The following is a 24318-nucleotide window of genomic DNA, read 5'->3' as shown; positions in this document are numbered from 1 at the left end:
CCGCCTAGCCCTCTGGCGGTGTTCGATTTTGATCATAGAAGGAGCCGAGAATGGACGACAAAACCTTAAAAGACGCTCTGCGTAAAGCGATCCAGACCGAAAAGGACGCGATGGATTTCTACACCATGGGCGCCGCTAAAATTTTTGATGAAAAAGCTAAAGCCACCTTTGAAATCCTTGCCCGTGAGGAACGTCAGCACGCCCGCTCTTTCTACAACGCCTACAATGGGGATGATTTCCCCGCGTTCGAGGTTATGATGGCGGATGCGCCAGATACGGGTTCATCCTGGTATCTCGCCCTGCAAAAGGCGATGCTTAATGAGTTTGATGAGCGGCTGGCTCTGGAGCTGGCGATCGAGCAGGAAGATCTGCTGGCCAAAAGCCTGTTGGCGACCGCGGCGACCATTGATGACCCGAAGATCAAACAGGTTTATCTGACCAATGCTGCCTCGACCCATCATCACCTCGAAATGGTCGAAGCAGATTACCGGGCGATGCTCGGGATGGGCGGTTGATTTTTCGCTTTTAACCTGCAGACTCCTGGGCCGCAACCTCAAATAAAGGATGCGGCCTTTTTTCTTGTCAGATTTTGCATATCCCGTTAAATTTGAACATTCTTCTTTCTCATCATACAGGTCCGGGACTCATGCCCGCAGAGACACTACTCATTGTCGAACAGCAAAGTCGAGCAATGCCCGGTCTGCCGGATTTGCTCAAGGATCTGGGCACAGTTTTCGGCCTCGACAGCTATAACTGCCGACAGTTATTACTCGGCCCCGGCCAGGCACTCCTAAGCACAGGACCAGCCGAAAAGCTTTTTGCGATCAAACACAGCCTCCTTCAACACAGCATTCTGAGTCATGTTGTCACCCCCAGCCCGATCAGCTTTTCCCCCTTTCTCCTTTCGAGACTCGAGACTCAAGCGCAGACGCTGACATTCTTCGGACGCGAGAAACAGCTGATTCTGCCCCGGGGAGGTCGGGTCCTGATCCTTTTGGCCGAACTCTCGGGAGCCCTGATCGAACGCAGCCTCGGTCAGATCCTCTCCGATCATCGCTATCGCGGCGGCGCTGCCAACAGCGGCCTGCCGCTTGAAAAGCTGCAGCGCGCCATCCTGCAGGGGCGACCGGTTCTCGATATCTACCTGCTGGACAAGAATGGCCGTCCAACCGCAGGGGTGCGCGCCTTCCCCGGGAAGTTTGATCATCAGGGGCTCGGAGAACGCGCTACCTTGAGTGCCACTCAAAATCTGTTACAACTGATCGCATTAACCCAGGAATACGCCGGCCAGTCGCGCATCGATATGCGCTTCGGCCTCTCGCCACTCCCCCACGCACGGCTGAACCCGGTGAAGGGGACTGACCTTGAGGGGTTGAAGAAAAACCTACGCTGTTTGACCCGTTACGCCTGGTTGCAGGCGGATATCGATGCACAGCACGGGCCCGCGCAGGCAGAAACGGAAGCGGCGGAGACGCTCACTGCCACATCCGCACTGCTCAGTACACTCGCACCGGGCGCGGCGGCCAACCTGGCGGGCCGGCAGGAGGTCATGACCGAACTGAGCAGGGAGTTCACGCCCAAAAGATCAACCGATGGAACGCCCCCTGCTGCCCCGCCTCCGCTACTGCTGACACCTCCCGACGCGCAACAGCACAACGTCTGGACCACCCCCCGCGCAATCGCCGGTTTTCTGCTGATAGGAGCATTGGCCCTGCTGGCCAAATTTGGCGAGGCCCCGCGCTGGCTAGGGCCACTGATCGCTAAAGCCTTCACTTCGGGGAGTTTGACCGCCTTAATCGCGGCGGGCTGTCTTATCAGCGGGTTTCGTTTATTAACGCTGAAGCGCCTGATGCAGAACACCCCGACCAGTAAGATTCGTTCGATTGCCATGGGCCTGGTTGAGGTGCAGGGCACCGCACGACGGCAATATGCCCTGTTTTCACCCCGAACCGACATCCCCTGCATCTACTACCGCCTGATCCGCTACCGAAAGAACCAGAAGAACGACTGGGTTGTCAGCAGCATTACCAGTAGCGGCCACGTCCCATTCTGGCTCGAAGATAACACGGGCAGGGTGAGCGTCGATCCGGCTGCCGCTACAGTTAGGGCCGGGCACCGGGAAGAGAGTTTGAATCACGCAGGCTCGACCTTTGGTGGTTCTGATAGTGCTGATGAAAAGTGGGTCGAGGAGATGATCTACGACGGCGCACAGATCTACGTTTTGGGTGAGGCCCAGGTCAAGAAAAGCAGTCTCCCCCCACGCCAGCAACGGCGCGCCGAGGCCTTGCGACGCATCAAGCAGGACGCGCAGAAGTTAGCCCGATATGATACCAACGGGGATGGCCAGCTTGATGCCGAAGAATGGCAGGCGGCCCGTGATGAGGTCGACGAACAACTGCTGAGTGAAGACTTAAACGCCAGCCAGGAACGCAAGCGCCAGGAAGATCAGGTGGTGATCGGCAAACCCTGTCACCGCGGGATCCCTTTCGTCATAGCCGAAACGGCATCCGAAGCCAAATTGACCAGCCGATATACACTGTCAATGACTTTGTTCTTTATGCTGGGGGCACTATTCGGTGCCGTCAGCCTCTGGCTTTTGCTGAAAACTTTATAAAAACGCCGCGGCTGCTGTTAAACTCAACGAATGCTCATCATAGCTGAACAAGGAGATTATTATGATCGGATGGATTGTACTTGGGGTGCTGGCTCTGCTTTTTGCGCTGGTTGTGATCTATGTCATTGTGCTTTACAACGGTTTTGTGTCGATGAAAAACAGCATCGATCGCGATTGGAGCAATATCGATGTCATGCTCAAGCAGCGCTTCGATGAACTGCCGAAACTGATCAAGGTCTGCGAAGGCTATATGCAGCATGAGCGGACGACCCTCGAGGCAGTCATCAAGGCCCGGACCGCAGTCAACAGTGCCGACACTGAGAGCCAGAAACTGGCGGCCCAGAACGCTCTCAGCGACACCCTTAAATCTCTTTTCATGGTGGTGGAACGCTATCCCAACCTGAAGGCCGACAAGGGGTTCCGTCAACTGGCGAATCGCATCACCGAACTCGAAGATCAGATCGCCGACCGTCGCGAGCTGGTAAACTCGGCCGTAACCATCTATAACACCCGACTTGATCAGTTCCCCGATGTCATGGTTGCGCGCCTGTTTAATTTTACCTCGCGCCCCTTATGGCAGATCAACCCGGCGCACCGGCAGGATGTCGAGGTTAATTTTTCATAGTATTGAACCCAAGCAAGCAGAAGAGGTCGATATGGAAGGGGGACTACCGCCAGCGCCAGTCGCAGTAGCATCTGCAACGCCTGACAACGAGGCAAGAGCGGGATCTGCCGTAAAGTCGGTAGACCGCTCCATTAGGAATAGCGCAAAGCCTGGCCGAAAAATTCAATTTTATGGCTTCTGCTTGGAATGATGTTCTGGCGGAGTTAACGGTGAAACAGCTGGCTCGAGTGCCAGCGCATGCGACGCAGACGGCGCGCCCCGAAGTGGAGTCGACAGCTGACTTTGTCGGTGAAATTAAAGCTGAAGTGCCGTAAAATAAATCCAAGCATTCAAGGTTCCGTTTTAAAATTAAAGGACTGATGACAGATACAAACCTGCGCGAATTTAAGGCCAGAAAACTGGTGGGTCAAGGGCTTTTTTTGTAGAATATCGTTACATCTGCAGAGTGTGAGAATTCAATGGCGATGCAACGCGAATGAGAATTTTTTCCGCTTGAGGATAAACATCCTACCTTTGTGAATTAAGCCATAAGCTCTACAAATAGGAATAAATTCCTATAGTTAAACACCTGACTAGCAGTAATTCACTTTTCTTTGGTAAGATGGCGACGTAAAATTCCCACTAGGGAAAATTGTCGCTGTTTTTCCACTGTGGATCTGCACTAACTCCAAAACAAACCTCGTTCGATCCTGTTTTTGCTGTTTTTTAAGGAGCCGTTATGAACGACAAGAAAACCGAACCACCAAAGATGTGTGAACTTCATGCCGCCGGGTTAATGCAGGAAGCGGATCAACGCAGTACCAGCCCCCAGTTTGTCTGTGGCAAATGCCGCCGCAAGGCAAACCGTGCCGAACATCTTCACAACCCCTTGCCGCTCAAAAAATCGACCGGGGATAACTTCTGGGGTTGAAGAAGCTAACGACCTGGCTTAACCCGAAACCGGAGCCGCAACATGGAAAAGATCAAAAGATTCTTCAGTGAGCAGGATCATTTCGCACGGCATACGGGGATTGAGTTACTCAGGGTTGAACCTGGAAAAGCCTGGGCCAGTCTTCAAATCGCACCCTGCCACTTAAACGGCGCCAAAACCGTTCATGGGGGAGCGATCTTGACCTTGGCCGATTTCGCTTTCGCCGTCGCCTCGAACTCTCACGGCAACCTGGCGATGGGAATCAACACCAGCACCAGCTTTCTGCGTGCAGCGACCCAGGGCACTCTTTACGCCGCAGCGGAGGAGATCTCGATCAATCGTAAACTCTCCAGTTATCAAGTGCGGATCACCGACCAGGAGGACAACCTGATCGCCCTCTTTCAAGGGACCGCCTATCGCAAGACCGAATCGATCATCCCTTCTGAATCCCTTTAAACCACTGCCAATTGAGTGCATGACCCGGCTCACCCCCTCCAGAGAACTGTCGCGTCTTGACAGCCGCCAGATAAATATGTCAGAAGACCGACAAGAGCCTATTTCTTCACAGGAGTCAAAGACGTATGAACGCATCAGATCTAAAAAGAGGACTCGTCGTTAAATTGAATAATGCCCCCTATACCGTCCTCGAAGTCAGTTCGCAATCACCGACTGCACGAGGCGGCAACACCCTGATCAAAGCCAAACTGCGCAACCTTTTGACTGGCCAGTTTCTAAATGAAACCTTCCGGTCCGGAGATCGCATCGACGAAGCCGACTTTGCACGTTGTAAGGGGCAATACCTCTACGCTGACGGCGAAAAAGGGGTGTTCATGGATATGGAAAGCTACGAGCAGTTTGAGGTAGGGGGCGAGGTGTATGACGCCGTCAAAGGCTATCTGCTCGATGGCTCCGAGGTGACCCTGGGGGTCTACAACGAGCAGGTGGTCAGCCTCGAAACTCCGATGGTGGTTGAGCTTCTGGTCACTGAGACCGCCCCGGCGATCAAAAATGCCACGGCTCAGGCCCAGACCAAAGAAGCGATCCTCGAGACCGGCATCAGCATTCAGGTCCCTGGCTATCTGGAGAGCGGCGAACGGATTAAGGTTGATACCCGAGAGTGCCGCTTCGTCTCCCGTGCCTGAGACTGGTGTGCCGACAGAGCTCTTCTGTCTCAAGCGCATCCGCGAACGATTGAGGCAGAACTCCACCGAAACCGAACCGCAGGAGGGTCGTCGCGCGGCTGTCGCGATGATCCTCCTCGGGTCCCCTCTGGCGCAGGAACTACTTTTTATCCGTCGCGCAGAATATCAGAACGACCCCTGGTCGGGAGATGTCGCTTTTCCGGGCGGAGGGATCGAAGAACATGACCGGGACAGTCGCGCCGCAGCCGAACGCGAAACACGCGAAGAGATCGGCCTGTCTCTTCCGCCGGAGACCTACCTCGGAGCTCTCGGCTCGATCAGCGGCGCCTACCTGCCGGTCAGTATCAGTGCGCACCTCTATCAGCTGCCCGAACTCCCGCCGTTACGCCTGAACCACGAAGTCGTCAAAACCTTCAGCGTGCCACTGAGCGTGCTGCTCGACCCGGAACGTAACCAACCCCGTCGTTTCGAGTACCGCGGCAAGGATCGCACTCACCCGACACTCAATCTGGATGGTTATTGCGCGCGCATTTTATGGGGAATCAGCTATCGGCTGTTGCAGAAGTTTTTTGTCAGCCTCGGAATTGAGCGACTCCTGTAAAACCTCGGACATAAAAACGGCCGCCACTCGGAGTTTAAGTGAGTAACGGCCATTTTAATTGATGACTTTTAAATTATTTTCAATCCGCGTCAAAGACCATCTGTGTTGCATCACTCCCCGGCAGCACCATCGGGAATGCATAGGTATCAGGATGAATCGGCACCTCAACCACCACCGGACCGGGGATCGCCATCGCCTGCTGCAGGACCGCAAGCAGATCTGATTTATCCTCGACGCGCAGCGCCTTGACCCCGAACCCTTCCGAGACCATGCAGAAATCAACACGATGACCGAGACAGGTCGAGGCATAGCGGTTTTTCATCAGCACCCGCTGAAACTGACGCACCATCCCAAGTTTGCCATTATTCAGGATGATGCACTTGACCGGAATCTGATACTGGGCGCAGGTCGCCAGTTCCTGGCAGTTCATCTGGAAGGCACCGTCGCCGTTGATGGCAAAGATCGGGCGGTCGGGATTGCCCAGCGCCGCACCCAGGGCTGCCGGCAAGGCGAAGCCCATGGTGCCGAGACCACCGCTGGTGATGTACTGGCGCGGGCCGGCAAACGGCAGATAGTTGGCAGTCCACATCTGCGACAGACCGACATCGGAGGCCACCACCGGCGTGTCACCGGCGACAGCGGCGATCGCTTCCATCACCTCATGGGGTGCCAGATGATCTCGCTCGGGACGCGGCAGGGGAAATTTTTCTTTATAGCCGTCAATTTGCGCCAGCCACTCAGAATGATCCTTCTCCTCGATCAGGTCGATCAGTTGCTCCAGCGCTTCGGCCGCGTCACAGACGACCGGCACCCCGCCCTGCACCACCTTGCGGATACTCGAAGGGTCGATATCAAAGTGGATCACCTTGGCCTTGGGTGCAAAACTGGCGACCTTGCCGGTCACCCGGTCGTCAAAGCGCACGCCGATGGCGATCAGACAATCGCATTCACCCACCGCCTGGTTCGCGTACCAGGCGCCGTACATGCCGAGCATCCCGACCGACAATGGCGACTTCGGATCCATGATGCCGATCCCCATCAGGGTATGGGTCACCGGAATCTGCCCTTTTTGGGCCACCGCACGCAGCTTGTCAGAAGAGTTGGACAGAGTGATCCCGCCGCCGGCGTAGATTAAAGGCCGCTTGGCCTTGTTGATCAGATCGGCCGCACGCTTGAGCTGGTTATGATTCAGGGTCGGCATCTCCTGATAGCCACGCCGTTTTGCCGGGGTGTATGTCAGAGGTTTGATTTTTGCGCCAAGCACGTCACTCGGCAAATCGATGAGGACCGGACCGGGGCGACGGGTGCGGGCGATGTAAAAGGCCTCATGGATGACCCGCGCCAGATCCTTGACATCAGTGACCACGTAGTTGTGCTTGGTGATCGGCCGCGTGATACCTGCCATGTCAGCCTCCTGAAAGGCATCGTTGCCGATCTCGGCGGTCGGCACCTGACAGGTCAGCGCCACCATCGGCACCGAATCCATGTAAGCCGTTGCTATCCCCGTGACAAGATTGGTCGCCCCCGGTCCCGAAGTCGTCAGACAAACCCCCACCTTGCCGGTGGTTCGCGCATAGCCATCGGCGGCATGTGCCGCCCCCTGCTCGTGCCGCACCAGGATATGGCGAATCTCCTTGTCGTCCATCAGCGCGTCGTGAACCAGCAGCGAGCGGCCACCGGGGTAACCGAAGATGGTATCGACCCCCTCCTGTTTCAGACAATCCAGTAAAATCTGTGCTCCGCTTTTCATAAGCCTCTCCTCTTTGGTGATGAAAAACATGGTCCCCGCAGCCTTGAATCGCCCGATCTCTTTTGCAGGGACAAACAAAAATGGCCACAGGTTGTGCCCCGTGGCCTTCATTAGCGCTTTAGCGAAGGGACACCGGGTTATTTCTCCCGCGCTCTCCTTCGATTGTTGCTTGTTGCAAACAGACCAAGGCAGCCGCGCGTCGTCAGTTTACGACGACTACGACCAGCAGTAGATCTATGGGCAACAAATGACGAAACATTGTTTTGCTCCTTTGAAGATCAGAAGATAACCAAGCCGCGAATTGCTGTCAAGAATTTACGCAAAAGTAGTCTTCATTCCCAGGTTGGCAACGAAAATTCCGCAGCACTTGTCGACCATAACTTAAAGCCATAGAATGCAGTCTCTCCTCCTGCTTATTTGCATAGATGAAGACCATGTCGAAACACCCGACTCAATCAACGGTAGCTGCAGCCCTCTGCCCCCGCCCTTTCGAATGGGCAGAAATCCATCCGGATGGCGGGGTGTTTCTGTGCTGCCCCTCCTGGCTGAAACGCACCATCGGCAATCTACTCGCCCAACCCATTGATGAAATCTGGAACAGTCCACAAGCCCTCGAAATCCGTAAATCGATTTTGAACCGCAGCTACCACAACTGCAGCCAGAAGAGATGTCCTCGCCTGCTTGACCCTGCCTCAAAGGCTGTCGAAGCAGCATCTTCGCAGGCAGAAAAAGCCATTTCCCAGGGACAAGTCAGCCTCCCCTATCTCCCGCGGCGCCTCAATCTCTGTTTCGATTACAGCTGCAACCTCGCCTGCCCGAGCTGTCGCCCCCACCCGCAAATTTCGAACGGTACCAACCTTGCCCAGGCCGAGCAGCTGGCTGAACGGATCAGGCAGCAGCTGTTGCCGACCGCAGAGCAATTGACCCTGAGCGGTTACGGCGACCCTTTTGCCAGCCCGGTCTATTTCAAACTGCTGACGCAGATCACCCCCCACGACGCGCCGCAGCTCAAAGAACTGCGCCTGCACAGCAACGGGCTGCTGTTTGATGAAAACCACTGGGCCCGGCTCCCTTCTCTGCAACCCCTGTTGAAATCGGTCGAAATCTCGGTCGACGCCGGTCGTGCCGCCACCTATGCACTGAATCGGGGCGGCGACTTCGCGCGCCTCTGCCGAAACCTGGAGTTCGTTGCCAGCCTGGGGGCACCGCTCCGACTGAGCATGGTGGTCCAGCAGAATAATTTCCGGGAGATTAACGACCTGCACCAGATCGCACTGGGGATTGGCGCCGAACTCTACCTGAGCCGACTGATCAATTGGGGGACGTTTTCAAGACAGGCGTACAAGTTGAGAGATGTGGCCGCGGCAGACCACCCGCAACATGCTGAACTGTTAGCCATTCTCAGGGCGATTAAAGCCGAACCTGGGGTCGACCTGGGCAATCTGACTCAGCTGCTGAGAAGCTGACAAAAGCGCTGGATGAGCAGACCCGCCTGCGGCAAGGCTTCGACCTGGTTGACGAGTGACTCCATCTGCGCATCGCTCTCAAGGCGCTTGCGCTGCTGGCGGATATAGGCATGCATGATCGCCTGCTTAAATTCCGGATGAAACTGCACCCCCCAGGCGGCCGGGGCAAAACGGACCGCGTGATGAGATTCAAAGGCGTTATATCCGTAGACAAAGGCCCCGGGGGCCAGTTTTCGAATCGATTGCAGATGGGTCGCGTAGGCCGAGAACCTGGTCGGAAGAACGCTGAAGAGCGGATCATCCTGGGCCGCGGCTTCCATCTCTATCTCAACCTGACCCAACTCCAGACCGCCGGGATGATCGGCCACCACTCCGCCAAGCGCATAATTCAGCAGTTGATGGCCATAGCAGAGACCGAAGACCGGCAAGCGGGCTGCGACCGCATTCCGCACCAGTCCTGACCAGAGCTCAACCTGCGGCCCGCCATCAGAAACCATCAGATGCGAACCGGTAATAATCAGGCCAGAAAGCTTGGACAGCGCGGGGAGCGGCTCAATAATGCCATCTGCCACCGTAAAAAGCCCCGGCGCGGCACCACTCGCGGCGATAATCCAGTCTTCGAAATCGCCAAATTCATGAGCCATCGCGGGAGAGGTACTGCCTGTTTTTAAAATCAGAATTGGTTTCATATCGGCATCATAACCGGCAAGCTCTCAGCGAAGCAATCAGTGCCCCAAAAATTGACTGAACGGAATCAGGCGTTGGTAATCTGCATAGGAGAGCGATGTCTGCCAATGACCGCTGAGCATCCCGCCCGCCACGCCGCCAGTGAAGACCAGCAAGACCATGAGTGGGAATACCCATTGCGGAAGGGGGTGCTTTAATAACGCCATATTCAGAGCCCCCGCTTGCGGACAGTTGGCGACACAGGTCAGACAACCGGTGCACTCCGGAGAGAGAATTTGGATTCTTTCAGCGACCGGCAAGCGCGCCGGGCAGACCCGGCTGCATGTACCACAATCGATACAGACCTGCGGGTCGCGGCGGATACGGCTGGGGCTGAAAACGGAGAAAATGCCGAGCAACGCACCATAGGGACAGAGATAACGACACCAGGGGTTACGGAAAAACAACGACAGGATTAACAGCAATAAAATTGTGATGAGCGGAATGCCAGCCAGACCGGCGAAGAAGTGCAACATTTTAACATCGGCCATCGCCCAGTAAGGTGCGGCCAGAAAATTCTTGACCGCCAGCGCGGGCATGTCGATCAGGATCAGCTTGACGAATATAATAAGCAGCAGATACTTCAGACTTTGCAGCAGCCGGTCCAACCAGCGCCAGGGTTGCCAGAGACGGCCGAAAAGCCGTTGCCCCAGTTTCCACATCAGTTCTTCGATGGTCCCAACCGGACACAACCAGGAGCAGAAGGACTTGCGGGTGATGAGCGCCAGCGCAACAAAAGTCACAAACAGCACCAGCGCCGCCGGATGGATCGTATCGACCTGTCCGTTCAACAGCCAGTTTTTCAGGCTGACCAGCGCGCCGATCGGCAGAAAAGCCTCGACCCCGGGAAACCGTGGATAGTAGGCGGCACGCCCGCCCGTATCAAAATGACGGACGAACAGGCCAAGTTGAACTCCCAGCACCAGGCACCAGCAGAGCATGCCCCATTGCACCAGCAGACGCAGGCGGAGCAAGGGACTCCGGCCCAGCAGAGCTTGGATAGACGCAAAATTTTTCATAAGTCGAAGTCTGTCTTATCCTCGGCCCACGCGACATGACCTGGGTCAAAAAAAGACGCGAAACCAGTCCGGGATCTAGATGTTTTCGGACCCGGCGTCGGGATAGTCGATCAATTCTCCGGCCGCCGAACGAATCTGCGTTGCGCGCCCGCGTCGGAGGATGGCGCCTGGCAACAGCGGCACCTTCCCCTTGCCCCCGGGGAGATCAACGACAAAATGTGGTGATGCGAGTCCCGAAACCGGGCCACGCAAGCCCGCCATAATATCCAGTCCGCAGTCAAGCGGCGTGCGAAAATGTTCGCCGCCACGCACCAGGTCCATCTGATGCAGGTAGTAAGGGCGCACCCGCATCTTCAGGAGCCTGAAGAACAGCTCCTGGATCAGCGCCGGATCATCGTTCACCCCTTTGAGCAGAACCGTCTGATTCCCGAGGACAATTCCATGATCAGCCAGCAGGTGGCAGGCAGCGCCCGCCTCAGGGGTCAGTTCCCGCGGGTGATTGAAATGGGTGTTCAAGAACAGGGGGGAAAATTTCTTTAGCAGTTGACAGAGCTGCGGGGTAATCCGCGTGGGCAGGGTCAGGGGTACGCGACTGCCGATACGGATGATTTCGACATGCGGGATTTGATGTACGCGGTTGAGCAGATCGCCGAGCACTGCGTCGGGCAACAGCAGCGGGTCGCCGCCGGAAAAGAGCACATCGCGGATCTGCGGATGTGCGGCGATGTAGTCGATCCCGTCACGCAGCTCGCGAAAGCTGGGGGCGCTGCCGACGCAACCGACGCGACGCTTACGCGTGCAGAAGCGGCAATAGCTGGCGCAACTGCTGCTGACCAGAAAGAGAGCGCGGTCGGGGTAGCGATGCACGACACTCGGCACCGGCGAGAGGTTCTCCTCGCCGAGCGGGTCGACCAGCCCGGTCTCTTCAAGTTCACGCGGGTCAGGGATAAACTGGCGCCAGATCGGATCACCGGGGGCTTCGATGAGATCAAGCACCGCAGGGCTGATCCGCAAAGGGTAGCGTTCGACGACCGGGCCCAGCGTCTGCGGGTCCAGGTTAAACCGTTCGCTCAGTTCATTGACATCAGTCAACAGGTCCCGCAGTTGCTGCTGCCAGGGTTCATTCATCAGGCGATTCCTGAGCCTGTCGCTGGCGCAAAACCCAGGTGGTCAGTATCACGAGCATCAAACCGGCATCCCGCACCAGAGCCATCAGCGGGCTGGTCCCCGCTCCCGCTTCTCCGCCGGGGTGAAAACAACCGCAATCGATTTCGAGACCACGCGCCAGCAGGCTGGAGAGCGCCAGCATAAAAACCCCATTGAGTCCGAACAGCACCAGAAGTGCAGGCCGGACGCGCTGATTCAGCAGCAATAAGATGCCGCACAAAACTTCAACAAAGGGGAGGGTTGCGGCGACGAAATAGTTGAATGCATAAGGGAGAATCTTATAGGCGGCGACCTGCCCGGCAAAAGCGACCGGGTCAAGCCCCTTCAAAAATCCTGCATAGATAAAAACCCCTGCTAACAGCAGGCGGCACAGATGGTAGAGCCAGAGTTTCATCGCCCCTCTCCTGCTTCTAACGGACGGCCACGATCACGCCATTCAGGGAATCCGCCTTCGTAAACCTGAACATGCAGATAGCCAGCGGCGATCAACCGCACCCCCAGATCGAAGGAGTCGGGGCACCCAAAACCGTTGCAATACAGAATCAGGGGGGTCTCAAGCGGAATCTGCGCCTTGAACTTTTTCAGGGATTGACCGACTTCCCCGAGAGGCAGCGAGATGGCGCCGGGCAGATGTGCCGTAGCGTAGAGGTGGTGGTCTCGCGCATCGACCAGTTGATCCCCTGCGGCTATCAGGGAATCAAGCTCTTCGTAATCAACCGGTTGGGGAAATTTCTGGACCGAAGCGGCGATCGGCGGTTTTTTGCTGACGACATTTCGCCCCATGAAGGCGTTCATGACCAACCTGGGGTTAAGACTCAAGCCGACCGCAACAGCGACCAGAACGAGCACCACTGCTTCAAGCAAGACACGACGTGACGGAATCATCGGACTATTCATCTGGCGATTCCGGCATGTCCGGCGCCAGCGAGCGCATCATCTCGCGCAACGAGCTGTTCTCACGGCTCAGTTGCTGAATCTGCAGATTGCACCTGGTCACAACCTGGTTCAGTTCCTCGAGCGTCTCCTCCTGAAAAGAGAAGCGCATCTCCAGGGCGGTCAAACGTTGAATAATATCTTCCATCATGACTCCTTATGTTATTGCGAAACGCATCTTAATGCCCGTCAGGAACACTTGCCTAGAAATTTTTATGTTACGCTTTTAAATATCCGCATCAAATCCATAAATACTTGCAATTAACGACCAATAAAGTAAAATATCCGCATTTCTCATAATTTATAATTTCTAGAGGGATTCCATTGACTTACCGTCAGCTTTTTTTGATCATAGTCTGCTTCCTTGTCCCCCTGCAAGCGGCCACCGCTCACGATAGCGAACCCTCGATCAAGCATCAACTTGGCGCTACGCCGTCGCTCGACAGACTGGATGAACGGCTCGGCGAATCTATACCGCTCAGCGCATCGTTCACCGATTCAAGCGGTCGTCAACTACAGCTTGCAGAGTTGATCAATCGGCCAACCCTGATGGTACCGGTCTATTACCAGTGCCGCAACGTCTGTAATTTCCTGCTCGGTGGACTTGCCCAGGTCCTGCCGCAGCTCAAGCTGCAAGCCGGCAAGGACTACAACGTTATCACCTTCAGCATCGATCCCGACGAGACCAGCGTCCAGTCGGCCCATAGCAAAAAAACCTTTTTCAACGCTCTGCAGGGATCTTACCCCCCGGACGCCTGGCATTTTCTAACCGGCGATCAGGTCAACATTCACCAGGTCACTGATGCGGCCGGTTATTATTTTACCAAACAGGGGGATGATTTCCTGCATCCGGTGGTCGCCTTTGTCGTCAACAAAGGGGGCAAAATCGTCCGCTATCTGCCGGGTCAAAATTTTTCCGCCCTCGACCTGACCATGGCGCTGGTTGAAGCGCGCGAGGACCGGATCGGGGTCCCGATCCGCAAAGCGCTGCAGTTTTGTTTCAGTTACGATCCACAGGGACATAAATATGTCTTCAATCTGCTGCGGATCAGCGCGACCTCGATCCTGCTGGTCCTCGGTTCATTCCTGCTGTACCTGATTCTTAGTGGAAGAAAGAAGAAAAAATGAGCGAAACAAACTCCAGTTACAGCGGGTTCTGGCAACAAGGCCAGCGTCGCGGCATTCTCGGCTGGCTGCTGTCGACCGATCATAAACGGATCGGCATCATGTACCTGTGCTGCGTCACCACCATGTTCATCGTCGGTGCCTGCCTGGGGCTGGCACTCCGCCTGGAACTGATCGCCCCGGGACCGACCGTCATGAGCGCCCAGACTTACAACGCCACCTTCACGGTGCACGGGGTGATCATGATCTTCCTCTTCATCATTCCGAGCATCCCGGCCTCCTTCGGCAATCTGTTGATGCCGATTATGATTGGTGCGCGCGATGTCAGCTTTCCCAAGGTCAACCTGATCTCCTGGTACTGCTATATCATCGGCGCGGTTCTCGCGATCCTCTCGATCTTCACCGGCACCGGGGCGCCCGATACCGGCTGGACTTTCTATGTGCCGTTCAGCACTCAGACCACGACTAACATCGACCTGGCGGTGATGGCCGCCTTCATGCTCGGCTTCTCATCGATCCTGACCGGACTCAATTTTCTTACCACCATCCACCGGTTGCGCGCCAAGGGTATGACCTGGGGCCGGCTGCCGCTGTTCGTCTGGACACTCTACGCCACCGCCTGGGTTCAGGTTCTGGCGACCCCGATGATCGGTATCACCCTGCTGCTGATCGTATTCGAAAGAGTCTTCGGCGCCGGGCTGTTCGATGCGGCGCGCGGCGGCGATCCGATCCTCTACCAGCACATGTTCTGGATCTATTCACACCCGGCGGTCTACATCATGATCCTGCCGGGGATGGGGGTCATCTCCGAAGTCATCCCGGTTTTCGCCCGTAAACCGTTGTTCGGCTACTGGGCGATGGCGCTCTCCAGCCTGGCGATCGCATTTGCCGGCTCACTGGTCTGGGGACACCACATGTTCGCCAGCGGCATGAGTGACATGGCGATCTTGATCTTCTCCTTTTTAACCTTCATCGTCGCCATCCCCAGCGCAATCAAAGTTTTCAACTGGGTCTCGACCCTGTACAAGGGTTCAATCCAGTTGGCCCCGCCGATGCTTTACGCGCTCTCCTTTATCTTCCTCTTCTCCATCGGCGGCCTCGGTGGACTGGTGCTGGGCGCTGCCGCCAGCGACATCCACCTGACTGACACCATGTTCGTCGTCGGGCATTTCCATTACGTCATGTTCGGCGGCACAGGCTTCGCCTTTTTCGCCGCCCTGCACTACTGGCTGCCGAAGTTTTTCGGTCGTATGTACAATCATAAACGCGCGGTGATCGCCTGGGCACTGATGTTCGTCGGCTTTAATTTCACCTACATGCCGATGCAGGTTCTCGGGGTGATGGGCATGCCGCGGCGTTACTATGATTATCTGCCGCAGTTCACCACTCTGAACCAGGTCTCGACGGTCGGTTCATGGGTTATGGCGCTTGGTCTGCTGGTAATGTTCGTCAATCTCTGGAAGGGGATCCGCAGCGGCACTCCGGTCGGCCCAAATCCCTGGGGGGGGGCAACACTCGAATGGCAGATCCCCTCCCCGCCGCCGATCGAAAATTTCGGCGAAGAAGATCCGGTTGTAACCCACGGACCCTACGATTTTAAAGGAGTGGTTGCCGATGAGTATTGAGCATCGCGATGATACCGGCGCCCGCTTCGGCATGTGGCTGTTCCTCTACACGGAAGTCATCCTGTTCAGCGGCCTGTTTCTGCTTTACGCCATGGCCCTGGCCAAATTTCCAAACGACTTCAGCAACGCCAGTCACCGCCTGAATATCTACTTTGGGACCGTTAATACCCTGGTGTTGCTGACCAGCAGCCTGTCCATCGCCATGGCGGTTACCGCCCTTCAACGGGGGCGCACCAAGCTGACCCTGATCCTGTGCGGGACTACGGTTTTCCTGGGAATCGTCTTTCTGATCAACAAATATTTCGAATGGTCGGCCGAGATCGGCCACGGTATCTATCCCGGATCCCACCATCTCGCCGAGCAGGCCCCAGGGGTTGCGGCATTTTTTAATCTCTACTTTTTCACCCTCGGGCTGCACGGCCTGCACGTAGTGATCGGCGGGACCCTGATCACTGTGGTCGCGATCATGACCGCCAAGGGCAAAGTGACCAGCGAGCGCTATACACTGCTCGAGAATACTGCCCTCTACTGGCACCTGGTCGATTTGATCTGGATTTTTCTGTTTCCGCTCTACTATCTGATTCTGTGAGGCTGCGCATGTCTGAGCAAAAACACGAACCGGTTCCTTTTCGCACCTTCATCCAGGTCTGGATTTGCCTGCTGATATTAACCGTCACCACGGTTATCGTCTCGCGGATCCATCTGGGCCCCTGGAACATCTGGGCCGCGCTGGGTATTGCCTCACTCAAATCGAGCTTGGTGATCTTCTTCTTCATGCATCTGCGCCATGAGATGCGGCTGTTTAAAATCGGCCTGCTGGTGCTGTTGGTCATTGTGGCAATCTTCATCGGTGTTACTTTCTTTGATGTGCTCTACCGTTAGGAGTCCTCGTGAATTCGTTGAACAATCCGACTGCCATCGGGGTCGATAACGTACTGATCTACATTTTCGGAATCTCGGCGCTGATGTTGGTGGGAATCACCCTCACCATGATCTATTTTGTCATTCGCTATCGGCGTTCAAAAAATCCGCAGCCGACCTCCGATGTTCACGGTAACCTCTGGCTGGAAGTGGTCTGGACTCTGCTCCCGACGCTGATTGTCATGACCATGTTCTGGTACGGCTGGGTCAGCTACCTGGGCCTGCGCAACGTCCCGGATGGGGCGCTGGAGATCAAATGCACGGCTCGTCAGTGGTCCTGGCAATTCGAATATCCCAACGGCCGGAAGTCGGCCAAGTTGTATGTCCCGGTCGGCCAACCGGTCAAGGTCAATCTGACCTCGGTCGATGTGCTGCACAGTTTCTTTGTCCCCGCCTTCCGCATCAAGCGTGACGTGGTTCCCGGCATGGAGTCCTACGTCTGGTTCAAGGCCACCGAACCGGGCAGCTACGACGTCTTCTGCGCCGAGTATTGCGGGGTCAGCCATTCCAAGATGGTCACCACTGTCGAGGCTCTGAACAAGGCGGATTACGCTAAATGGGCGCAGCCGGCGGTCGAGAATACCGAACCACGTGGCTTGACGCTGCTGAAGGAGCACGGTTGTACCGGTTGCCACAGCCTGGACGGCAGCGCCGGGGTCGGACCCAGCCTGTTCCAGTTGAACGGCAAGCAGATCGAAGTGAAGACCCAGGGGCAGGAGCGGAAATTAACAGTCGATGCGGATTATTTACGCCGCTCGATCCGCGAACCGAAGGCCGACGTAGTTGAGGGGTTCCAACCGATCATGCCGGCTTTCGAAAAGGATCAGCTCAACGAAGCCGATCAGCAGGCAATCGTCGATTACCTGCTAAACCAAAACACCCAACCGGCCTCCAAGCCACAGAAGCTTGATGGTCAGAAACTGATCGAGGAGAACGGCTGCCTCGGCTGCCATTCAACCGATGGCAGCCGACTGGCCGGGCCGAGCTTCAAGGGGTTGGGCACGCGGACGACCGAGGTCAAACGCGAGGGGAAAGAGATTAAACTCAAGGTCGATGCCGATTACCTGCGGCGCGCCCTGCGCCAGCCGAATTACGAAGTCGTCGACGATTACCCGGCGATCATGCCGACCTTCGACCAGTTGAGCGATGCCGAGGTCGAGGCAATTGTGCAGGAACTCCTGAAGAAATAGGAAAAGAGGTCCGTTGAAACAGATTTTCAGCCAGATGGTCGGCACTGAAATCGGAGGGATGGTTAGTGAAACCCTGAGCATTCTCACCCGGCTGTTCCGGGTGCGCCTCGCCAGTCTGGTTGCGCTCTCGACCCTGAGTGGCTATCTCTTTGCGGCACACGGCTTTGCACCGCCTGCCGTTCTGACGACTCTGGCGATCTGGCTATTGGCGGCCGGCTGTTCGGCCCTCAACCAGCTGCAGGAAATTAATATTGACGGCCGGATGGGCCGCACCCGCTCAAGACCGCTGCCCAGCGGGGAACTCACGCCGGGTCACGCCTTGTTGATCTCGGGCGGGGTGATCGGTTGTGGCCTGATGTTGTTAATGAACGGTGGCCAAACGCCACTGCTGCTCGGCCTGCTTGCCATCTTGTGGTACAACGGCGTCTACACTCCACTCAAAAAAAAGACCGCCTGGGCGGTCTTTCCCGGTGCCATCTGTGGGGCGTTGCCACCGTTGATCGGCTATAGTGCTGCGGGAGGGTCAATCCTCGATCCGGCGGCCGTCATCTTAGCCGGCACCCTGTTGATCTGGCAGGTTCCACATTTTTGGCTCCTGGCCTGGCGCTATCGTCAGGATCAACTTGATTCTGGCCTACCCACCCCCTTTCGCCAGATCAGCGAAGAACGCCTGTTCGGCATCAACGCCTGCTGGATGGCAGCTCTTTTCCTCTGCTACTTCCTCTTTATCCTCTTCGGTATGATCAGCAACACACTGCTTGCCGACATCTATCTTGCGCTACTCGCAGCCTTGTTGCTGGCCAGCTCCAAAGAGCTGCTCCGTGGCGCAAAACACGCCAGCAGTGGACATCTTTTTCATCTGGTCAATCTGTCGATGGCTCTTTTGCTCATGACGCTTTTTTTCGACAACCTGGGTTAATTACAGTTCAGCCGCCTAGCGACTGAATCAGATGCTCCTCATCGGGAAAGTCCCCGGTCTCAAGCTTAGAGTAAATTTTTCGACCATTTACTACGATTTCAAAGGCACCACCAGACGAGGGGACCAGGTTTACCTGTGCTGAAAACCGCTGTTTGAGTTTGGCCGCCAGACTGGTGGCCTTGGGAAGATAATTTCACTGGGTACAGTAGGCGATACTGACGTCCATGGAGACTCCTTTCACACCAAAAGATTCCGTAACATAATATGACCAACGTTGTTGCTGTCGTCCCCCGCACGGATTCAACTGTTCAACGTCCAGTCATACTCTTTCCATTCAATATGGGCTTTACTGCCAAACTCCTGCAGAAAGATACGATCTTCCGGCTTTTTGCGGTAGCGGGCAAGGGCCTCAAGAACCCCCTTTTGCCCGCCAAAGTCAGATTTATACCATCTGAAAATGGGTGAAAGCCTCAGTAAATTCTGCTCCGGAAGAATCTCGACTTCGGCGCCGTTTATAAAATTATCGGCAGCCATCTCCAACTGATCCTCAAGCTTATCAGCGGCATAATAGTTGATAGGAGGACAGGAAGAGCTGCCGCAGACCAGAGCGAAATGAATCCGCGGATCAACCTCCTCAACCCGATAATCCAGACGAATATCGCCCTCGTCAAAGGGGTGAAACAGACCGTATGGCGGACGCCGGTTGCCGCGCAGGATACCATGTTCAATATCGTCTGCCGAGTAATCGGCGATACCTATCCGGTAGTAGATCCGGCCAAAGAAATCATAAACATCCTTAACCGTCTGCCGGATGTCGAGAGCGATGATTCCATGCACAATAAGACTGTTGTAAAGATTGATCCAGAATGCGGTCCTTTCGGGTACGGTTTTCAAATTCAGCAGATCATATTCCTGCAACTGCCGGCAACAAACGCAATAATCTTTAAACCCTTGCGAATCACGCAGGGCTTGGTAGTCGACTCGACCGCTCTCGTTGCTGTAAAAATCTCTCTTAAGACGATCGATCCGAAGCTGTAACTCAGCCGCGACATCGATCCGATTATACGAAAGCGGGACTTCACCATCATTTAAAAGTAATTGATCGCCAATCATCGTCTCCCTTCCATGAAGCTAATACCTCTGAATATATTGACCAACCCCCCAGCGAACATGCTACAAAGTATAGCAGAGATCGACAATCCACATGACGTAGTCGACCCTTGAGACGGCCGGGCTCTCCCTGCTTTTGCATGCGACTTTACCGTCAGTCTGACACCGCCCAGGAGGAGCAGTATGAACCATTTCGCCCTGACCATTATAGGCCGTGACCGCCCCGGCATCGTTTCCGAGGTCACAAGTATCCTTTACCAGCTCGGCTGCAACATTGCCGACAGCAGTTGCTCCATCCTCGGCGGGCAATTTTCGATGATCCTGATTATTTCACACCCGGAGCTTCAGGATCAGATGGCCCTGTCCCAGGCATTCGCCCCACTCGAGAAGAAGAATTTGTCGGTCTACCTGCGCACGTTAAAACCTGGCGGCGAAGAACATCCCGATCTGCAGGGTGAGATCTGTATGATTTCCGTCTATGGTGCCGACAAGCCGGGAATCGTCTACCGGGTTGCCCGCGAACTGGGCGACCGAAAAATCAACATCACCGATTTGAACACCAAATTAATTGGTGAAAAAGGCACCCCGGTCTATGTCATGATGATCGAAGCGGTGCTTAATCAGGGTGTCGAGATCGAAGAAGTCGAAAGCTGGATGACCGATCTCAAACGGGAACTGAAGGTCGATATTTCGGTGCGTTCGATCACCCCGGTGGAGCTTTAACGAACGATGGCTGTTAAAGAGGTCCTTCTTTATCCCAACCCGATACTCAAAGAGGTCTGTTCCGCCATCGAAAAGTGGGACGCAAGCGTCACCGCTCTGCTGCAGGATCTGGTTGACACCATGGTCGATGCCGGGCATTCCGTCGGCGTTGCCGCTCCCCAGATAGGCGACACCAGGCGTGCCGTGGTGGTTGATGTCTCCAAGAGTAAACTGGGGAAGAAACAGGAGAATCACGGGCTGCTGTGCATGGTCAACCCGGTGATTATCGAGCACGAGGGGCAAACAACCGTCCGGGAAGGATGTATGTCGGTGCCTGACTACACCGGCAATGTCCTGCGGGCGGAGCGGATTGTGGTTAAATTTCAAGATCAGGATCGGCAACTACAGGTGATCAGAACGGCTGGCTTCGAAGCGATCGCCATTCAGCATGAAATTGACCATCTCGATGGTTACCTCTTCCTCGACCGGGTCTCAAGCCTCAAGACCGACCTGTTTCGCCGCAAGTAAGCAGCTAGATGCCGGAGAATTACGATGGTTAAAAAGTCCCCGTTCCGCTGTCATATCTTCGTCTGTGTCAATGATCGTCAAGGCGCACGCAAATCCTGCGCCGACGGCCGAGGGGCCGAGATCCGACAGATCCTTAAAGACCGTTTTCAAAAGATGGACCTGCCACCCGACAGCATCCGTGTTTCCCAAAGTTTATGTATGGGTTTGTGTAACGAGGGGCCAAACCTGATGATCTACCCCCAAGGGATCTGGTATTCCGCCGTAAAACTCGAGGATATCGACACGATTGTCAAAGAGGTCGAAGCCCTGTCGACGCAGCCGGAGCAGTAAAATTTTCCCGCTAAAAAACGCGCGATGCCCTTGGTTTTTGGCTCAAACCTTCTCCGCCGGGCCCTTATCACCCCACTGATAAATCTCGGCAATCTTGTGCGGCTTGCTGAAGACACGGCAACCCAACAGACGCACACGCATGCGTTCTTCTGCGGACCAGTTTCCCGAAATGATCGCCTTGCGGTCAACAGGAAGCTTACACCCTCCGGCTTCAAGCTTTTCTAAAAATTCGAGACCACTCATCCCCGGCAGGTCGTTATCGGTCATCGTGAACCCGTCAAAGGGACAGCTGAGTTGACATTCCTTGTCAAGTCGGGTCACCAGATAAGAATCCGGGCCGGAAAAAGCCTTCACCTGCAGTTGTTTTTCCGCCAACAGTTCTGTTAGCAGCGTGCGACATTCCTGGTTATCTTCCAGAACCAGAGCGATACGTTGGGACATAAGCTAAATCTCCTTTTCTTGCCGTACCAACGGCTCAAGACAACTACCCGGCCCAGACAAATAAAAAGCGCCATCACTTTTGGAAAAAGAGATGGCGCTTCAAAAACAGCCCGAAGAGAGGGCACCATCCTTCGGTGGCCCGGCTATCCTTTTGTATCAACACAAAGAGGACCCGTGGCTTTGCGTCACCAGATTTCTCTGATTTTGCCATTGTCGGTCTGGGTCTATAAAAAACTTATCCTTACGACTGCGATATTAAAATATATTTAACAATGCCTGTCAATCACTCTAATATTAGGTCGCAAAACCGTGTATTTTGCTGTCTTTCCTTCGCCTACCCGATGGCCGAATCGTCAGAATCCATCGACACTCGTTCTTTAGGCTTTTTGCTGCGAATGCCTGGTTTGGCCAGGATTTCGAGATAGAAGGATTCCAGCTCTCTGGCTTCAGCCTGAGAAATACACTTATTAATCTCTGAGAGATGAATCACCTCGCTCGTCGCCTCATCATCGCCGAACCGACAGTCAAAATCCCAGAAATCGACATTGGCGGGTAAAGTCTTGCCGCGCTCGCGTTTAATATATTTTTTCACTTCATATTTGATGGCTTCGACAAGCCTTGGGACTTTAATCTTCGGGTGGGACATTTTAAACGTTTTTTTCATAGTGATTCCAAATGCGTGATGAGGATGGATAAAGAAAGTTCAGCTGGCGACATGATATCACTAATGCAAAGTTTTCCAAATCGTTTCATCCCCTGGGGTGCTGTCACCTCTGGGTCAAAGCGAGCTTGATGCCGAGGGCGATCAACACTCCTCCCATCAGCCGTTCAGCCCAGTGACCGAAGCGACGAAAAAAACCACGCACCGCTGGCCGAGTCAGAAAAACCGACAAGGCGCTAAACCAGAGTCCGGTGGCCAGCGCCATATATACACCATAGCCAAGCTGCACCCAGAGCGGGGTCTGCGGGGAGATCACCAGAGAAAAGAGTGACAGAAAAAAAAGAGTCGCCTTGGGGTTGAGCAGATTGGTCAAAAATCCGATTCGCAATGCCTGGGAGGCAGATGGAATCACCTGCGCGGCAACCGCGATCTTTGTTTCCTGAGGTGTCGGTTGGGCCCGCAATGAATGCCAACCGATGTAAAGTAAATAAGCAGCCCCCACCAACTTGACCAGGTTAAAAAGCAGCAGTGAGCGGGAGATCAGCAAACCGAGCCCGAGCAGGCAATAGGAGACATGCACGAGGATGCCGGTACCGATTCCGATACTGGTATAGATCGCCGGTCGTCGCCCACAAACAATACTCTGACGCATAACCATCGCAAAATCAGGACCCGGACTCGCTACCGCCAGCAGATGGACCAGCGCAATCGTCAAAAATTCAGCCCACCAGTTCATAGTCCCCTCAATATGCCGCTCATCTGTTCGCGAAATTTCCCGGCACCGCCATTGGCCGGATGCCGGACTTCAGCCGCATCAAGTCCCAATCCGGCAAGCTGGATTGCCGATTTTCGCCCAACGGCCACCAGCGTCTTAAACCCTCCCAAACTGAGCAGCAGTCGCAAAACCCCGTGCCCGTCGACCAATTCTTCATCGCTTGGGGTGCGGTTGCTCAGCAGCCCCTTTTGGAGCTGGTAGGGGTGCCAGGGGAACGCATTCCACAGGACAACCGAGCGCGGGTCTATGCCGAGGCTTTTAAGCAGGCCCCAGACGATGGTCGCCGTCGGCTCGGTAAACCCCTCGGGTTTGATTTTGGGGGAACTGGTGCGCTGCGGAGCGCGACGGAAAACATCTGCGGGGAAAATGTCTTTATGTTGCAAGCCGCCGAGGAGAAGTCGTTCGCTGGTCATCGGAATACCGCTGAAATGCCCTCCCTGATAGCCGATCGCTTCGGCCACCAGCAAAATCCGCGCGGCGCCGATCCGCTCCTGAAGATAGGCCAGAAGTTGCCGGCGGCGCACCAACGGCCCGTCCAGATCTCGGTCGTTTTGTGGATCGCGCTCCCCCCAGGGATTAAAAACTGCGCACCGGCGATAAGCGGCAAGTGTGGCTACAAATGCCTCAGGCACGATGAACTTCTTGAAACAGAATATATGGAGCGGCGATGAGCATATGGAAAGGCTTGTCGAGTACAGTCTCCCAGCAGGACATCTGCTCGGCTGTCGGCTTACACAGAAGCCCTTTTTCAATCCAGCTGCCGACCTGTTCGGCCGCATCGGCGGTTACCTTGATCGCGACTTCAATCAGGTCAAGTTGAAGATCAACCAGAATCAGGGCATCACGCCGGGCATGAATGCGGAGCGAGCGCCAATCGATTTCGGCTAAATCTTTTTCAAAACGTTCCCTGTCTTCAGACATTTATTTCTCCTTACAAGGACTGACGGGCGGTATCGAAGAATACCCAGCAGCGGGACAGATCGTCAATAGTGAAGCAGATGGTTGAGTCTTTGTGTACTCTTAGCTCAAGAGCAGAAT

32 protein-coding genes and 1 riboswitch are annotated in these 24318 nt (G+C 55.2%); of the genes, 17 read left to right on the top strand and 15 right to left on the bottom strand.

All coding sequences use genetic code 11. The features are described from left to right. The first annotated feature begins 50 nt into the window (after nt 1–50). The 3 genes from D888_RS0103395 (at nt 51) to D888_RS0103385 (ending at nt 3239) form a co-directional block, all read left to right on the top strand. The gene (locus D888_RS0103395; protein WP_020675125.1) at nt 51–515 is read left to right on the top strand and encodes a ferritin-like domain-containing protein; all 465 of its coding nucleotides are present in this window, start codon (nt 51–53) and stop codon (nt 513–515) included. 131 nt (nt 516–646) lie between these two features. Then, entirely contained in the window at nt 647–2614 is a 1968-nt protein-coding gene (locus tag D888_RS0103390) for a GIDE domain-containing protein (RefSeq protein WP_083928766.1), read from the top strand. 61 nt (nt 2615–2675) lie between these two features. After that, complete coding sequence (locus D888_RS0103385; RefSeq protein ID WP_020675123.1) at nt 2676–3239, top strand: LemA family protein; 564 nt, start codon at nt 2676–2678, stop codon at nt 3237–3239. Nucleotides 3240–3442: 203 nt separating this feature from the next. Here D888_RS0103385 and D888_RS24730 read toward each other — a convergent pair whose 3' ends face one another. After that, nucleotides 3443–3568, bottom strand: a complete 126-nt coding sequence (locus tag D888_RS24730; RefSeq protein ID WP_281169641.1) for a hypothetical protein — start codon at nt 3566–3568, stop codon at nt 3443–3445. A gap of 389 nt (nt 3569–3957) precedes the next feature. On the opposite strand from D888_RS24730, the gene D888_RS0103375 reads away from it, so the two are divergent. From D888_RS0103375 to D888_RS20585, 4 genes are all read left to right on the top strand, one after another. Continuing rightward, nucleotides 3958–4149 carry a hypothetical protein gene (locus D888_RS0103375; protein ID WP_020675121.1) on the top strand — a complete coding sequence of 64 codons (192 nt, stop codon included), beginning with the start codon at nt 3958–3960 and terminating at the stop codon, nt 4147–4149. A 42-nt stretch (nt 4150–4191) separates the two neighbouring features. Then, on the top strand, nt 4192–4605 hold the full coding sequence (locus D888_RS0103370; protein ID WP_020675120.1) for a PaaI family thioesterase: 414 nt from the start codon (nt 4192–4194) through the stop codon (nt 4603–4605). 125 nt (nt 4606–4730) lie between these two features. Further along, nucleotides 4731–5291: an elongation factor P gene (locus tag D888_RS0103365; RefSeq protein ID WP_020675119.1), complete on the top strand. Its 561-nt coding sequence runs from the start codon at nt 4731–4733 to the stop codon at nt 5289–5291. Further along, nucleotides 5254–5892, top strand: coding sequence for an NUDIX hydrolase (locus tag D888_RS20585; RefSeq protein WP_169513262.1), 639 nt, complete (start codon nt 5254–5256; stop codon nt 5890–5892). The genes D888_RS0103365 and D888_RS20585 overlap by 38 nt, the downstream gene beginning before the upstream one ends. Before the next feature lie 79 nt (nt 5893–5971). On the opposite strand, the gene ilvB is transcribed toward D888_RS20585, so the two are convergent. Then, nucleotides 5972–7642, bottom strand: coding sequence for a biosynthetic-type acetolactate synthase large subunit (gene ilvB, locus D888_RS0103355; protein WP_026362191.1), 1671 nt, complete (start codon nt 7640–7642; stop codon nt 5972–5974). Nucleotides 7643–8076: 434 nt separating this feature from the next. Here ilvB and D888_RS0103350 point away from each other — a divergent pair, with 434 nt between their 5' ends. Further along, nucleotides 8077–9108 (top strand): radical SAM/SPASM domain-containing protein, encoded by a 1032-nt coding sequence (locus tag D888_RS0103350; protein WP_020675116.1) that lies wholly within the window; start codon nt 8077–8079, stop codon nt 9106–9108. Here the strand turns inward: D888_RS0103350 and D888_RS0103345 are convergent. The 6 genes from D888_RS0103345 to D888_RS0103320 all read right to left on the bottom strand — a co-directional run bounded on the left by D888_RS0103345 (nt 9090) and on the right by D888_RS0103320 (nt 13104). Beyond that, nucleotides 9090–9797 carry a glutamine amidotransferase gene (locus tag D888_RS0103345; RefSeq protein ID WP_020675115.1) on the bottom strand — a complete coding sequence of 236 codons (708 nt, stop codon included), beginning with the start codon at nt 9795–9797 and terminating at the stop codon, nt 9090–9092. The two genes, D888_RS0103350 and D888_RS0103345, sit on opposite strands and share 19 nt — an antisense overlap. Nucleotides 9798–9833: 36 nt before the next feature. Next, entirely contained in the window at nt 9834–10853 is a 1020-nt protein-coding gene (locus tag D888_RS0103340; RefSeq protein WP_020675114.1) for a 4Fe-4S binding protein, read from the bottom strand. A 75-nt stretch (nt 10854–10928) separates the two neighbouring features. Next, on the bottom strand, nt 10929–11981 hold the full coding sequence (locus D888_RS0103335) for a KamA family radical SAM protein (protein WP_020675113.1): 1053 nt from the start codon (nt 11979–11981) through the stop codon (nt 10929–10931). Beyond that, a complete protein-coding gene (locus tag D888_RS0103330) occupies nt 11974–12414 on the bottom strand; it encodes a MauE/DoxX family redox-associated membrane protein (RefSeq protein ID WP_020675112.1) in 441 nt (146 codons plus the stop codon). Before D888_RS0103330 ends, D888_RS0103335 begins: the two co-directional genes overlap by 8 nt. Further along, the gene (locus D888_RS0103325) at nt 12411–12917 is read right to left on the bottom strand and encodes a rhodanese-like domain-containing protein (RefSeq protein ID WP_020675111.1); all 507 of its coding nucleotides are present in this window, start codon (nt 12915–12917) and stop codon (nt 12411–12413) included. The genes D888_RS0103330 and D888_RS0103325 overlap by 4 nt, the downstream gene beginning before the upstream one ends. Further along, nucleotides 12910–13104: a SlyX family protein gene (locus D888_RS0103320; protein WP_083928764.1), complete on the bottom strand. Its 195-nt coding sequence runs from the start codon at nt 13102–13104 to the stop codon at nt 12910–12912. Before D888_RS0103320 ends, D888_RS0103325 begins: the two co-directional genes overlap by 8 nt. A gap of 173 nt (nt 13105–13277) precedes the next feature. On the opposite strand from D888_RS0103320, the gene D888_RS0103315 reads away from it, so the two are divergent. Genes D888_RS0103315 through D888_RS22860 form a run of 6 tightly spaced genes read left to right on the top strand, consistent with a single transcriptional unit; the run spans nt 13278 to nt 18733 of the window. Next, nucleotides 13278–14081, top strand: a complete 804-nt coding sequence (locus D888_RS0103315; protein ID WP_020675109.1) for an SCO family protein — start codon at nt 13278–13280, stop codon at nt 14079–14081. Next, on the top strand, nt 14078–15703 hold the full coding sequence (locus tag D888_RS0103310; protein WP_020675108.1) for a cytochrome c oxidase subunit I: 1626 nt from the start codon (nt 14078–14080) through the stop codon (nt 15701–15703). The genes D888_RS0103315 and D888_RS0103310 overlap by 4 nt, the downstream gene beginning before the upstream one ends. Beyond that, complete coding sequence (locus D888_RS0103305; protein ID WP_020675107.1) at nt 15693–16292, top strand: cytochrome c oxidase subunit 3 family protein; 600 nt, start codon at nt 15693–15695, stop codon at nt 16290–16292. Before D888_RS0103310 ends, D888_RS0103305 begins: the two co-directional genes overlap by 11 nt. Nucleotides 16293–16300: 8 nt before the next feature. Next, entirely contained in the window at nt 16301–16585 is a 285-nt protein-coding gene (locus D888_RS0103300; protein WP_020675106.1) for a cytochrome C oxidase subunit IV family protein, read from the top strand. Nucleotides 16586–16593: 8 nt separating this feature from the next. Continuing rightward, complete coding sequence (coxB, locus tag D888_RS0103295; protein ID WP_020675105.1) at nt 16594–17814, top strand: cytochrome c oxidase subunit II; 1221 nt, start codon at nt 16594–16596, stop codon at nt 17812–17814. Nucleotides 17815–17827: 13 nt separating this feature from the next. Further along, nucleotides 17828–18733 carry a protoheme IX farnesyltransferase gene (locus D888_RS22860; RefSeq protein ID WP_020675104.1) on the top strand — a complete coding sequence of 302 codons (906 nt, stop codon included), beginning with the start codon at nt 17828–17830 and terminating at the stop codon, nt 18731–18733. A 7-nt stretch (nt 18734–18740) separates the two neighbouring features. Here D888_RS22860 and D888_RS24725 read toward each other — a convergent pair whose 3' ends face one another. Together D888_RS24725 and D888_RS0103285 are read right to left on the bottom strand one after the other, a co-directional pair. Further along, nucleotides 18741–18959 (bottom strand): Rdx family protein, encoded by a 219-nt coding sequence (locus D888_RS24725; protein ID WP_342666792.1) that lies wholly within the window; start codon nt 18957–18959, stop codon nt 18741–18743. Between the two features lie 74 nt (nt 18960–19033). Then, nucleotides 19034–19846: a DUF547 domain-containing protein gene (locus tag D888_RS0103285; RefSeq protein WP_020675103.1), complete on the bottom strand. Its 813-nt coding sequence runs from the start codon at nt 19844–19846 to the stop codon at nt 19034–19036. Nucleotides 19847–20026: 180 nt separating this feature from the next. On the opposite strand from D888_RS0103285, the gene D888_RS0103280 reads away from it, so the two are divergent. Genes D888_RS0103280 through D888_RS0103270 form a run of 3 tightly spaced genes read left to right on the top strand, consistent with a single transcriptional unit; the run spans nt 20027 to nt 21403 of the window. Next, entirely contained in the window at nt 20027–20566 is a 540-nt protein-coding gene (locus tag D888_RS0103280) for a glycine cleavage system transcriptional repressor (RefSeq protein ID WP_020675102.1), read from the top strand. 6 nt (nt 20567–20572) lie between these two features. Next, a complete protein-coding gene (def, locus tag D888_RS0103275) occupies nt 20573–21073 on the top strand; it encodes a peptide deformylase (protein ID WP_020675101.1) in 501 nt (166 codons plus the stop codon). 24 nt (nt 21074–21097) lie between these two features. Beyond that, the gene (locus D888_RS0103270) at nt 21098–21403 is read left to right on the top strand and encodes a (2Fe-2S) ferredoxin domain-containing protein (RefSeq protein ID WP_020675100.1); all 306 of its coding nucleotides are present in this window, start codon (nt 21098–21100) and stop codon (nt 21401–21403) included. A gap of 42 nt (nt 21404–21445) precedes the next feature. Here D888_RS0103270 and D888_RS0103265 read toward each other — a convergent pair whose 3' ends face one another. The 5 genes from D888_RS0103265 to D888_RS0103240 form a co-directional block, all read right to left on the bottom strand. Continuing rightward, entirely contained in the window at nt 21446–21844 is a 399-nt protein-coding gene (locus tag D888_RS0103265) for a response regulator (RefSeq protein WP_020675099.1), read from the bottom strand. 130 nt (nt 21845–21974) lie between these two features. Next, a riboswitch (cyclic di-GMP riboswitch) is annotated at nt 21975–22063 on the bottom strand. Between the two features lie 115 nt (nt 22064–22178). Next, entirely contained in the window at nt 22179–22508 is a 330-nt protein-coding gene (locus D888_RS0103255; RefSeq protein ID WP_020675097.1) for a DUF6172 family protein, read from the bottom strand. A gap of 103 nt (nt 22509–22611) precedes the next feature. Further along, nucleotides 22612–23241 carry a LysE family transporter gene (locus D888_RS0103250; protein WP_020675096.1) on the bottom strand — a complete coding sequence of 210 codons (630 nt, stop codon included), beginning with the start codon at nt 23239–23241 and terminating at the stop codon, nt 22612–22614. Next, nucleotides 23238–23912, bottom strand: a complete 675-nt coding sequence (locus tag D888_RS0103245; protein ID WP_020675095.1) for a uracil-DNA glycosylase — start codon at nt 23910–23912, stop codon at nt 23238–23240. The genes D888_RS0103250 and D888_RS0103245 overlap by 4 nt, the downstream gene beginning before the upstream one ends. After that, entirely contained in the window at nt 23905–24201 is a 297-nt protein-coding gene (locus D888_RS0103240; RefSeq protein WP_020675094.1) for a DUF2288 family protein, read from the bottom strand. Before D888_RS0103240 ends, D888_RS0103245 begins: the two co-directional genes overlap by 8 nt. Nucleotides 24202–24318 lie beyond the last annotated feature (117 nt).

The organism is Geopsychrobacter electrodiphilus DSM 16401 (assembly GCF_000384395.1).
GTDB classification, from domain to species: domain Bacteria; phylum Desulfobacterota; class Desulfuromonadia; order Desulfuromonadales; family Geopsychrobacteraceae; genus Geopsychrobacter; species Geopsychrobacter electrodiphilus.
Note: the sequence above shows the minus strand (reverse complement) of the source record. Positions and strands in the feature narration are given on the sequence as shown.